12 protein-coding genes and 1 pseudogene are annotated in these 12,605 nt (G+C 33.8%); 2 read left to right on the forward strand and 11 right to left on the reverse strand.

The annotated features are described in order from the left end of the window. Nucleotides 1-43 precede the first annotated feature (43 nt). Nucleotides 44-1,240 (forward strand): annotated as a pseudogene (locus P7J49_RS07860) (IS110 family transposase). A 122-nt stretch (nucleotides 1,241-1,362) separates the two neighbouring features. Here the strand turns inward: P7J49_RS07860 and lanM are convergent. The 11 genes from lanM to P7J49_RS07915 form a co-directional block, all read right to left on the reverse strand. Then, on the reverse strand, nucleotides 1,363-4,308 hold the full coding sequence (gene lanM / locus P7J49_RS07865) for a type 2 lanthipeptide synthetase LanM (protein ID WP_408570350.1): 2,946 nt from the start codon (nucleotides 4,306-4,308) through the stop codon (nucleotides 1,363-1,365). Nucleotides 4,309-4,439: 131 nt separating this feature from the next. Then, nucleotides 4,440-6,305 (reverse strand): SAG1250 family conjugative relaxase, encoded by a 1,866-nt coding sequence (locus tag P7J49_RS07870; RefSeq protein WP_408570351.1) that lies wholly within the window; start codon nucleotides 6,303-6,305, stop codon nucleotides 4,440-4,442. Beyond that, on the reverse strand, nucleotides 6,292-6,657 hold the full coding sequence (locus tag P7J49_RS07875) for a MobC family plasmid mobilization relaxosome protein (RefSeq protein ID WP_024394063.1): 366 nt from the start codon (nucleotides 6,655-6,657) through the stop codon (nucleotides 6,292-6,294). Before P7J49_RS07875 ends, P7J49_RS07870 begins: the two co-directional genes overlap by 14 nt. Nucleotides 6,658-6,666: 9 nt before the next feature. After that, nucleotides 6,667-7,026, reverse strand: coding sequence for an SAG1252 family conjugative relaxosome accessory protein (locus tag P7J49_RS07880; RefSeq protein WP_024394064.1), 360 nt, complete (start codon nucleotides 7,024-7,026; stop codon nucleotides 6,667-6,669). 341 nt (nucleotides 7,027-7,367) lie between these two features. After that, nucleotides 7,368-7,610: a hypothetical protein gene (locus tag P7J49_RS07885; RefSeq protein ID WP_002936408.1), complete on the reverse strand. Its 243-nt coding sequence runs from the start codon at nucleotides 7,608-7,610 to the stop codon at nucleotides 7,368-7,370. 53 nt (nucleotides 7,611-7,663) lie between these two features. Further along, entirely contained in the window at nucleotides 7,664-8,731 is a 1,068-nt protein-coding gene (locus P7J49_RS07890; RefSeq protein ID WP_017768987.1) for an Abi family protein, read from the reverse strand. A gap of 177 nt (nucleotides 8,732-8,908) precedes the next feature. Further along, nucleotides 8,909-9,205, reverse strand: a complete 297-nt coding sequence (locus P7J49_RS07895) for a hypothetical protein (protein WP_029187301.1) — start codon at nucleotides 9,203-9,205, stop codon at nucleotides 8,909-8,911. A gap of 55 nt (nucleotides 9,206-9,260) precedes the next feature. Further along, nucleotides 9,261-9,650, reverse strand: coding sequence for a DUF5945 family protein (locus P7J49_RS07900; protein WP_029187302.1), 390 nt, complete (start codon nucleotides 9,648-9,650; stop codon nucleotides 9,261-9,263). Continuing rightward, a complete protein-coding gene (locus P7J49_RS07905) occupies nucleotides 9,647-9,874 on the reverse strand; it encodes a DUF5965 family protein (protein ID WP_000110922.1) in 228 nt (75 codons plus the stop codon). The genes P7J49_RS07900 and P7J49_RS07905 overlap by 4 nt, the downstream gene beginning before the upstream one ends. A gap of 53 nt (nucleotides 9,875-9,927) precedes the next feature. Continuing rightward, nucleotides 9,928-11,004 carry a DNA primase gene (locus P7J49_RS07910; RefSeq protein WP_408570352.1) on the reverse strand — a complete coding sequence of 359 codons (1,077 nt, stop codon included), beginning with the start codon at nucleotides 11,002-11,004 and terminating at the stop codon, nucleotides 9,928-9,930. 39 nt (nucleotides 11,005-11,043) lie between these two features. Continuing rightward, complete coding sequence (locus tag P7J49_RS07915) at nucleotides 11,044-11,682, reverse strand: peptidylprolyl isomerase (RefSeq protein ID WP_408570353.1); 639 nt, start codon at nucleotides 11,680-11,682, stop codon at nucleotides 11,044-11,046. Between the two features lie 129 nt (nucleotides 11,683-11,811). On the opposite strand from P7J49_RS07915, the gene P7J49_RS07920 reads away from it, so the two are divergent. Next, nucleotides 11,812-12,552: an SIR2 family protein gene (locus P7J49_RS07920; RefSeq protein WP_408570354.1), complete on the forward strand. Its 741-nt coding sequence runs from the start codon at nucleotides 11,812-11,814 to the stop codon at nucleotides 12,550-12,552. The last annotated feature ends 53 nt before the right edge of the window (nucleotides 12,553-12,605 follow it).

Genomic DNA, 12,605 nt, shown 5'->3' on the forward strand with positions numbered 1-12,605 from the left:
TGTCGGTTTAGATGTTAACTCTACCAAATTAGATGTCTGAATCATGCTTAGTGATACAACAACTCCCTTTACAGCTTCTCTTCCCAATGACCTAGTAGGTGCTTCTGAAATCAAGAAACAAATTCTTGAACTCAATGACTCCTATTCATTTGAACGCATCGTCATTGGTTTGGAAGCCACCAGTCTCTACAGCTTTCACCCTGCCATGTTCTTTCATGAAGACAGCGACTTGAAAGCTCTAAAGGTTGAGGTCATGGTCGAACAGCCCAATAAGATTAAGAAATGGGAAGCCTTTGAAGAAAACAAGAATGATACCCTTGATGCCTTCTATATTGCCGATTATTTCCGTATCGAGCGATTCTCACCTGCTTTTCTCAAGGAAGAGAAATACATGGCGCTCCAGCACTTGACCAGAACCAGGCTTCAACTCATTGAGCAGTTGACCAAGACCAAGCAGCACTTTATTGAGAACATCTACTACAAGTGCAATACCTTATCAACTGAAATCAAGAATGAGAACCTCTCGACCAATCTCTGGTCTAGTACAATCATCTCTCTTATGACAGAAGACTACTCCCTAGACGAATTAGCCACTATTGCTCTCGAAGATCTGGCAGAATTTCTCCAGAAACTAGGAAGAGGATGATTCAAAGCTACTGAAAAGCTAGCGAAAGCTATTCAAGCGGTCATTCGTGGTTCTTATCGTCTCTCTAAACTCCAACAGGATTCTGTCAATGTCATTCTTGGGCTATTAGCTCGAGAAATCAGAAATCTGGAACAAATGATTAAGGATATTGATAAAGCTATTGAAGACATGGTAGAAGTTATTCCCGAATACCAGTGTTTATCTTCTATGCCTGGTGTTGGTAAAGTTTACGCTGCAGGAATTATCGCTGAAATTGGACAGATTTAGCGATTTAGAGATCATCCTCAAGTCGCTAAATATGCAGGATTGAATTGGAAACAGTATCAATCTAGGAACACTAACTCTCAAAATACGGAACTTGTAAAACGAGGCAATCGCTATCTTCGCTATTACTTAGTTGAAGCCGCCAACTCGGTGAGGCGACATGATAGTGAGTATCAAACCTTTTATATGAAGAAGTATCAAGAAGTTCCTAAACATCAACACAAACGAGCCATCGTCTTAACCGCTAGAAAATTTGTGCGTCTGGTGGATGCGCTACTACGCAACCGCCAACTCTATACGCCACCAAGGAGGCTTATGGAAGATAAGTGATTATCGGCACATGTCCTTGGATAAGCTGGCGAAAAAACGTTTTTCGCTAGGTGTTTTTAGTGCACCCTTTTTTCTAAAAAATCAACTAAAAATTAATCAACTTTCTATTAACTTTTTACCACTTAATTTAATAATAGCAATTCATTAAGACATTTTCTACCTGCCTTATAATTAGCCATCAATATTCCCATTTCACCTGTCAAAACACCCCAATCATCAGTTTCATAGGTCATTTTTTCTAATAAATATTGATTGCTTTCCTGATGTATCGCATTTTCAAATTGATTAGTTTGAACAGGTAAAATTGAATCCAAAATCACCAAATTACCCACATTCCCATGACAAATTGAATTATCCAAATTTAATCCATTAGTTAGTATATCTTTGCTGTAATATTCCACTTCTTCAGATAACAATTTGTCTGATAACCCATTAATTAACAAATAATGCTTAGCTTTTACAATACCAACAATACCATTACACCATGAGTAGTATTTAGCATTTTTTCTTAATTTTAGAACTCTATTGTGATCTAGCTCCTCTCTCTCTTTCCTTAAATAGTCTTGTACACACTGAATAATCATTTTTCTAATATTTGAATCTGTACTTAAACTTAAACTATATTTATATAACTGAACAATTACACCGTAATTCCCGTGAGCATACCCTGGATCTTCTGAAATCCAGCCCCCTTCTTCAGCATATATTTTAAGCAGACGTTGAACAATTAGTTTCATCAACTTATCTGTTAAATTTAATATATCTAAATTTCCTTTAAATGTACTATTGACTTTCAATAAAACACCTAAAATACCAGAAATCCCACCTATAATATCCAAATTATCTAAATTTGAAACTATATCTTTAGTTCTAAAAATGGTTTCAAAGATACATGTTTCAATCTCTAAAGGAATATCTTTATTACTCTCCTTTAATACACACAATGCATATAGATAGCCATAAATTCCAGTAAAAGCCCCAATATTTTGATACGTAATATCAGAACTAAAATCCTTTATGTAGTTAACAGTGTATTTCATTACTCCAGAAAAAAGTTCTTCTAACTCCTTGATTTCTAAACTATTGATTCCAAGTAAAATACCTGCTGTACCTGAATATAAATCATACTTCATAGGTGATATGTCATAATTTTTATCCATAGCTAGCATTGCTAACCAACTAATTTCGCCATCATGTTCAAACCTACTAGATAATAGTCTTTTTACAAATAATTCTCTTCCAAAGTCTTTTCTTTTAAGTGGTTCAATATTTTTTACAAATAATTCTGTTCCCATAAAAGACATATTAATGATTCTCTTCTGACGAACTAAGTTTGAAGTAGATGCTATTTTTATTCTATTTAAAATTTTCTCTACAATACTTTCACCCTCAAGTGATAAAATATACTCCTTAACTCCATTTGAAATATTATTATTAGATGAATCGGAATAAAAAATCGGAACATCATCATTTTTCAATTGATTAATCTCATCATGAATCATTTTACTATCAAATTCATTTGAAATATCACCATATTCATATAATCTAAGAAAATACATTTCAAAATCATAACGATTTTTTAATAGTTCTGGGTGATGACTTGTCTCTAGTAATTGTACATATATATTAGTATTCCTATAAATGTATCTCGTTTCACAATTATTAAAATATTTCTTAATCATTTTTGAGATAACTGACTTATTATCAACAAAGATTCTATAAATCTCTTCAAATCCCTGTTGAACTTGAGGTAAATAATTAGAACAAGAGATATTCTCACCCTCGTATCTAACAGTACTAGGAAAGCTTCCAACCTCTTTAAAAACTTTTTCAATTCTGATTTCATCAGTGCCAACATTAGACAGCTTATGAGTTAAATAAGGAGATTCTCTTCTTGCTCCAGAATTTAATGCACCTATTTCCATTCCTTTGTTATTATTAATTGAATATAGTGTCATTGGCAAAATACCTGTACTATATACTGAGTTAGCTACAAAGTCATACATTTTATGTACAGATGTATTAATTTTCTCATTTTCGCTAAAATGAAGAATTGTTTCATTATCAATTAAATAAGGAAATCTCCCGGACGCTAATACATTTTCTCCATGATAATCTTTTGCACCAAACAAATGTAAAAATGCTAAAATTTTCCCCATATTTTCAAAATATATTTTAACATCTTCTAAACTAGAACATTCTTGAATTTCAATCATTTCTACATAGCTATATCCTTTCTTAATTAAAGTCTTAGGGATAAATAATGTATCCGAGATTCCAAATGTCTTTTCAAATTCTTCTGCAAATAATTTTAAATTAACATCCAATATCATATTACGAGGCTTATACACAATATCCTTATCTTTGAAATTTAATATACAAACTGTCTTACCTTTAGAATGAGTATCACCGGCATTAAAATTAATTTTGAATAATTGTAAATCCGATACTTTAAAATAATTCTGAATATCTTGAATGTCGTCTTCTAAATTATTTAAAATTTCTTGGATATAAAAACTTATATTTTTTAATTTTTGATCTAATACCTCATATAACATTGGGTATCTTTTATAAAAATCAACAATATACTCTTTATCTCGCAATAAAATATCTATATAGTATTTATATCTATCCTCTCTACTCTCCCCCAGAAGTTTTGAATTTCTGCGTAAATCATTAATTTCTAAGACAACTGTACGATAACTGATATTCATACAAATATCAAAAAAATATTCTTCAATACTTTCTATAAAAGTCTGTTTATCAGAAATATAATTCTTAGTTTCAACAATACTATAAATCTTTTGGACATATTTATAACACAATGGTTTATATAAATCTAACCAATTAATTCTAGTCTTAAGCCTTTGCTGTGGAATATATAAAATCCATTCACATTGTTCTAATGCTTCTTCAATAAGTAAATTTTTACTTTCATCATAGTCATTATATAGTTGTTCCCATTCATTGAGCCCTTTCCCTGAAACATTCTTTAAAAATGTATCTAACTCCTGAGAATTATTGACATTATTAAATAGTTTTATCCATTTATCTGTAATTGCTGACATAGTAATTCCTCCTTATAATTACTTTAAGATTATCAAATTTTCAAGTAATGATAATGAGTATTCTATGCACTTTTGAGATTGAGAGAAATCTATTTTTAAAAATTTATATTTATTGTCATCAACAAACCTTTTTACTCCATTGAAATATTATCTCGTTGTTTGAGTTTAAGAGTTCCTCCTATACTTAACACTTTTACAAATGTTTCTAACTTTCTGGCTAATCCCTCATATTCATCAATTTCTTTATCAAATTCCTGTTGCATTATCAGTATGTCTTTATTAAGCTGATCTAGAGTTATCGATTCTGTCATGTTCATTTTAGAGAAGTCGTACTTAGCTAATTTCTTACTTTCGTGATCCTCACTCTTCAGATTAATAAATACTTCTGCCATCTTGTTCAAGGTGGCGATTTTTTCTTGTGTTTCTTCCAGCTTCATATCAAGCTCTGCAATTTCTAATACAAACTCATCTTTGATTTCTTGGTATTGTTTGTTTGCGTTAGACAGTTCAATCATAAGATTAATTTCAGAAATCTTCTCTTGAAGACTTTTTAAAGTTGGTCGTCTATAAGGGAGTTTTTGGCTATCGTTGGTCAATTGCCTGATTAAAGTTCTCCCTTTGATAAAACAATTTTTATCCGAGTTTACTTTGTTATAGACAAAGTAAGAGGACGTTTCTCGAATGTAAACTTTATATTTTTTCTGATTTTCTCCTTCTAGGATATCCAACTGATAGTTGGGAATAAAGATGAGCCCACTTTGTTTGATACCAAATGAAACCTTGATATAGATACCATCATCAACTAATTTCTCAATCTGATTATCCGTAAGTTCAACTTCAAACTCATGAACGGCATCTCGTTTTTCCTTGTATTTCTTGAAGGCTTCCTCGATTTCTTCTGCGGAGACTTTCTCCTTATGCTGCTTCTCTTGAAAAGTCTGATAATCTTCCTGAATATTTTCTAATGCTTGAATATCTCTTGCCTCTTTGTCTTCAAAGTAATGGTTAAAAAATGGAATGTCGTACAATTTCTTATCACTAACTTTTTTATGGCTTAGAGTAATCTTTTGACCATCTTCTTCTAGGGTAAAAATCACATTTTTTTGTTTTAACTCTATGGTTAGATTCAACTCTTTTGCTCTTACATGCAATTCTTCTAGTGAATGAACAGACTCTAATAAAAATTCTAAACGACTTTCAATCTCTTGTTTGGCAAAATGTGTTCTTAAAAATTCTTCATCATATAAGTCCCGTTTACTAAGTTGGCGACCTCGAATTGGTTTTGTCATTGTTCTATCAGTCATCAAAAAACGACTATGCTTCTGACTAAAATCAATCTGGACATGCAGCTGCTTTGCTTTCTCTAAAAAATCATCAAACGCTTTAGATTGCTGCATCAAAAAATAGAGACGTTGTTTCAATTCAAACTTATGACTAAATTCCCTATATTTTTTATAATCTCGGTAGGAATAACGCTTCTCAATAATTTTTGCACCAGCCATTTTAGAAATACGATCAGAAATCATCCGTAAGTTCCGCTCCTGGGCATAATCCCATTTGAGTTTCTTATCTGAATTGAGATCAACAGAATTGATAAGTATATGATTATGGGTATGTAACTTGTCTGTATGAGTAGCTACGATGAAGCGATAATTTCCACCAGTCAATTCTTTCACTGTTTCATAGCCAATACGATTAATTTCTTCAGGAGTGAGGCTGTCCTCAGGAGAAAAAGATTGAATCACATGATGGGCATGAATTTTTTGTTGTTTTCTTTCCAAACGGTCATTTCTCGAATCATACAATTCATCATTATTGATGAAATTGATATTGTACATCTTGACCATCTCTTCATAAGTTGGAAAGTCCAAGTAATTACTCATTCCAAAATCAGAAACGAATTCAAGATTATTGGTCTTCTCAGGATTGAGAATATATTTGATTAAGCGTCTACGATATTTTTTCCCATGAGTCGCAAAGTGTTTAGTGACTACCATGAAACTCCTTTAGCGCTTTAACATTCATATGAAACTCTTTCTCAACTTCAGAAATCATCTCGTCAATCCCTTGACTCAAACTTTTTAGTTGTTCCTGAGAAATGAGATGACTTTGGTTAATCGCACGTGTAATCTGATTGATGTTATTTCCAATCCTTCTCAATTCAAAAACGAGTTCCTTATAATTTGAAGTGTCAATTGTTAAAAATGTCATGTTTGGATTAAGCAATACTTTTCTAGCATATTCGGAAAAATTTTTACTCCTACTTTCTGCAATACGATTATTCAGTTGTTTTAATTCACTATCTGTTAAAAAGACTTTTTTCAAGTTGGTTCTGTAACGATATTCCATACTAACCTCTTATCTCATATACTTATCACGAAATGATTGACTTAGAGAATGTGATTGGCTTACTTCCACAATCAACTCCTGAACACAGGTCAATAAGATTGAAACATGCTCTTGAGTCACTTGATGATTTTGCTTAGCGATGACTAGTACCTCATATAAATCACGGCTAACCTGTTCTAACTTTTGTGATTGCCATAGGGAAAACCACATCTCAATACTTTTGTCATCGTCATCAGTTTTAAAGAGGTTATGCCGAAGAAATTCTGAAAAACTCTCTATCTGCTGATCTTTCATCATCTCTTTTATCTGTTTTTCTTCTTGTCTCGTCATTCTAAACTGCTTTCTAACGAGCCTAATATCTTGTTTCATTCTATCCATCCTTTCAAATCAGGCATTGTCTGACAATGTGAGGCAGCCTGACATTGTCAGACACCCCTCGAAAGACCTAACTCGTTCCTTGTTCGGTCTTTGCGAGCTCAGTTATTGTGTCCACAATAACCTAAAATCTAATCGCCAGCTGAACCCAAACCTTACAGGTTGGTCAGCCGACGATAAGAAAACATGGTGGCTTCGCCCCCAAACCCCCAAGAAAAAGTCAAGGGTTGATTTTCTAAAACTAGATAGAGTGTAACAAGAGAGAGCTGAAAAAATTATCACAGGAAAAGAAAAAGAGCCATTTGGCTCTCGAAAAATTTCTGAAATGAAATAGCTTAACCTAAAACTTCAAAATCATCACTACCATCGGCTTCACCTGTTAGACACGTGAAGCACATGTAGCTCCCTACCAGTGCACTCCCTGCTACCCAAATAGGAGATCCACAATTCATACACCTTGCCCCTCCTTCTTTTTCTTCAAGTACTGCACGCAAGGTTTCTTCAAGCTCTTTGGGATTGATGTCTGGATTATTATTGATAGTCAATTCGACAAATTCTTTGATTGAAATAAGATTCAATACTTTACCTCCGTTCTAATCTATTTTTTAGTCCGTGTCCATCTAAGCACTTATCATATCTTTATTGCCAATAAATCCATCCAATTTTTTGGAAAACCATAGTGTCTCAAATCCACTTGTTCTTGATTACTTTCTTCCAGAAGCTTTTGTAATTTTTTATTCCAAAAATTCTTAGTTTCTATGGACATTGACAAGATAAGATGTCTCATTGCTATAAAATAGATAAATAGTGTCTTGCTATCATTCTCTGAGTCTGTCACTAGCAACTCTCTGTCAGAATGATGAAAAGCTGGCAGTGTATGGTGTAAGCGACCATATAATCTGCCATTGTGTGAGCAAATATTCCTAAGATAACGAAGAGCGTTACACCAAGACAATAAGATTTTAGCTGGAATGTTATCATCCTTGTCCAAGGGAAGACTAATATAGGCAGCAACCTTATTTCGATATTCTGGTTGTAGGGCAACGAGGAAGGACGCTATATTTCCAAATGTCATTAAACGAAAAACGGTCCAAGGTAACACGACCCCATATTGGTTAATCTGATTCTTGATTGTGGCATCATCTTGTTTTTCCAAAATCAATCGTGACAAATGATATTTTGTTTTCAAAACAATATCCAGCCTCTTAGGATTTTCTTTTCGGTATTTAGATTGTTCTGAATAATAGAGAGTATCATCTTCAAAAATATAAGAAGTTTTATTGTATCCAATCGTCAGAGCATCAGCTGTACTCTTCTTCAAAAAAACTTCGATACGCTCCAATATCTCTTGAAGAAAATTTCTAAAGTAGCTATCAAATAAGTAAACTCTTTTTGCTTCTATGTATTTTCTGTCCACCAACTTCCCATATTGAGAGAATGATTGGAAGTCTATATCTCTTAAAAAGTCAATACAATCCTGTTTATAAAAATCATCATTCCCATTGTATTTGAAAGACCAGTTAGAGTTTTCTTTCATATGGACATATAACTGTTCTTCAGTTAAAGCCGGCTCAAGAGAACATTTTAATTGAGTTGGTGCTAATACTGGTCTATAAACCAACCTAGTTTTATCAGTAATATCTAAATCTAACGGCAAATAGTCCTTAAAATTTATTAATTCAAATACATTATTAGGCATAAAATATCTCTCCGCAATATGAAAAAAGGCCACCTAGTTATACATTGCTGTACCTTCGATGACTTCTAATCTAACTAAATTATACCACAACACCTCCTACTAAGCAAGAAATATTTTTACTTCGTTTGATTCAACGATGACACATATTTCAAAAAACAGGCCAAAATAATTGGTCTGTTATTTGTTATTATTGCTCTCTCGCCTACCTTGTCTAAATCTCTCAATGTTTTTTTCCAATTGTTCCGTGTCAAGTTTATTTTTCGCTTCTTGGATCGACTTATCAAGACTTTGTTCCTCATCGGTTATAACGCTTTGAGATAATTCAACGTTCCTATCAGGCTTAAATTTTGTATCAAAAACCACATCTAGGAGTTGTTCTACTTTGGTTAGTTCAGTATCTGACATCTCTGATAGTCTATGAATCAGTCGTTTAAATCGGTCTTGATTCTGTGTTTTCTTTTGAAAGAATTTCATTACCTTCACCTTCTCCTTAAATTGTAAAAAGGTAGCCCGAATAGGACTACCTGACTTATAAATCATCAATAGCTACTGAAATAGCCTGTAACTTTTTATTTTGGATTTTCTTTTCATCAATCAATTGATGAAGTTCTTCAATTTGCTTCTGACAGGCGGAAATATCCTTGTTGTTTTGTGCAATGGAATCTGCCAAGTGTTGTTTATAGTCACTTGTGATATTTACTTTCTTCGGCTGACTTTGTTTAACTTTTAATTCGGGTGTCTGTACATCTTTAAATTCTGACTCCTTTTTTTGCTGTTCAAAAGCAGCCACATAATCTACTTCTTCAATTGGTTTTTCATCCTGTTTATGGAAGAGTGCTGCGATTTTAGCTCGTTCTTCATGGGACGATGTTGGTTTCACATCATCTAGTGGCTGATCAAAATTCCATGTTTTACTCATTCTGTATCCTCATTTCTGTAATTTGGGTGTAGTGTGGTTTCTTTACCAAAGGCTTGCTCTAGTGCTTCATGAAATGACAACTGACTAGATTGTTGCCGTTTGATAAAGGTACTGTACATAGCTGTTTGTAGTTGGTCACGATAGTGTTCCAATTTCTCTGTCTCACGTGAGACCTTTTCTTCTTGCCTAGCTACTTTTTCAGCCAGACGTTCAATCACACTCATAGGGTGTCCTCCTTGTCACTTTCTAGATTATGATAGTGGACTTGATTTTGTTATCACAATTCCATAGCACGCTCTCGTTTAGGTGGAGGATGATTCTTATTAACTTGTGCTTGGGCTGTTTGGATACAATCACTTAAGGATAGTTCACTCTGCTGTTTCACAATATCATTCCAATCTGACTTTGTTTCAAGTCCTTGCAATGGTGGTAAATCTTGAGAAAGCGGAAGTCCTTTATCTGACAGTTTCTGACAAAATTCTCTTCCTGCCTCATCGTTATCAACAGCCAATGTTAATGCATTTGAATGAGTTTGGAAGAAGGTTGTCGTCTCTTGTATTGCCTGAAGATAATGACTAAGTCTGCTTGGATTTACTGTATCTAGAAATGCCAATTTCCCCTGTTCCTCTGCTGCTAGACGCAAGGTCTGATAAGCAATCACAGAAAGTTTTAAACCTTCCATTGAAATCAGGCGAACATCGGATAATTGCTTTTGGTAAAGCTGATAATAACTCATCATATCGATAACTGATTCACAAAAAATGAGTCGCTTGGGATTCCCAATATCGAAACTAATACCAACATGGCCATGAGAGCCTTTCATGATTTTTTTGAGATAGCCTCGATCATGTCTTTCTTCATTTTTGACGAGACCTTGTAGGCTTGCTGCCTGTAAGGCCCCATTATGGTCAAAGCTTTTAAACACTAATACTGGCTCCGATTGAAAAGTAGCTTGAGCAAGCAGTCCTTGTCTACCAAAGGTATTAATAGTCTGATCACTTAGACCCCGAATGTCTTTTAAGTAAATACGTGCTTTCTGAAAGGGTTCTTCACGCAAATAATATTGAAACGGTTGATAAACCTCTTCTATTACTTTGGTCTGTTCAAAATCCCCAGCTTCAAGATAGGATACGGCCTCTTTGAAAGTAACACCTGAAACTAATTGAACAAAGTCAATTACATCCCCTTGTATATCTCTTGAAAACCATTTGAAAGTATTGGTATCGGCAAAAATCCGAAAGGAATCATGATCTGGGTGTTCATAAATGTGTCCTGATAATCGTCTGAAGGAATAACCCAGACTTTCAGCTACATCTAAAATAGCCTTTTGTTTTACTGCTTTAATTCGTGTCATCTTGTCTCCCTATCAAAAAAAGCAGAAGACTGTCTCCTGCTAGTTGTTCTCGCTTGTTGTAGTTCCTTGGATCGTTGGTATGCTGGAATTAGCATCATCTGTGGCTTCTTTCATGTCTTCCAGTTTTCCATTCCATATGGTTACTTGATTTACCAAGAGCTTGTCGGAAACTTTGGAGTAGGATATCATAACCGTCTTGGTTTCTGTCTGAGTGGTTCGCTGTTGTTGCTCACTCAAATCAGAAACATAGGTCACTTGATAGGTAACTTCCGCAAGTGCAACATTGCTTTCTGTATTGACATAGATACTGGCTGATTCAAATCGGTAGTCCAGCATATAATCTTTATAAACTTGATTGATCGCTTTATTCTGATTTGCTTCCTCTTCTGAAAATGCCGAGTCCGTCATGTAAGGCTTGATACGAGCGTTATTTTCACCCAGCTGAACCTTGGTGAAATATTGAGTGAGAAATTCTTTGACAAACTCATCTGATAAAACAGTTGCTTTTTCTTCCTGCTTTTCCTTTGTCACAAGTTTATTAGCCTCTGCTCGGATTTGGTTTTCAGTTTGCTTTGAAACGGATTGTGAGCCAATCGTATAGCCAATCATGACCATAAAACTGACTGCGATTAAACCTCCTACTCCAATCAGAAATCGAGCTTTCACTTTATTTAACATAGCTTACTCCTTTATTAGTGATAGGCACATCATAACAAGATTAGCTTGGAAATTTTATCACACAAAAAATATGAATAACTACAAATTATGGTATACTAGTGATAATAAATAGTTATCGGTAGGAGAGAGATGAAAAAACTAAAAAAACAATTTATTTCTGATTTTAGTGCAGCAATGTTAGAAAATAATGCAGCAATTTTTGCTGGTGCAGGACTTTCTGTTCCCTCAGGTTATGTAAACTGGAAAGAATTATTACGGCAATTTTCTGATTCGATTGGACTAAATATTGATAAAGAGCATGACTTAATTTCAGTTGCACAATACTATAAAAATTCTGCACAATCAAAAAATCAGATTTCACAAAAATTAATACAAGAATTTACCAAAAACTCTAAAGATAATAATTTGCTAACACTATTAACGAGCATGCCTATCGAAACTTTTTGGACAACTAATTACGACCACTTAATTGAAGATAATTTAAAGAAATCTGGAAAACGTGTAGATATCAAGATTGATAATAACGATTTATCAATTACCCCTCCAAATATTGATACTACTGTCTATAAATTTCATGGAGATATTTCTAGACCCTATGAGGCAGTATTGACTCGTGATGATTACGAGAGTTTTGATGAGAGTCACAAACTTTTTATTCAAACACTTCGTGGAGATTTGATTAGTAAAACATTTGTATTTGTTGGATATAGCTTAAATGATCCAGATATTCAGCAAATTCTAAGTAAAATTAGATTATTAATCGGAGAAAACATTAGGATGCACTATTGTTTTAGGAGAAGCTTATCTATTGATATGTTTAAAGATTCCAAAGACCCCGATAGTGAAGTGCGACAAGAAGTCGTGTTGTAAATTGCTAGTTTAGCTACTCTATCCATTTGGGGTAATCCTACCACAGCCTGCTT

Source organism: Streptococcus suis, from assembly GCF_046032515.1.
In the GTDB taxonomy this organism is placed as follows: domain Bacteria; phylum Bacillota; class Bacilli; order Lactobacillales; family Streptococcaceae; genus Streptococcus; species Streptococcus suis_AL.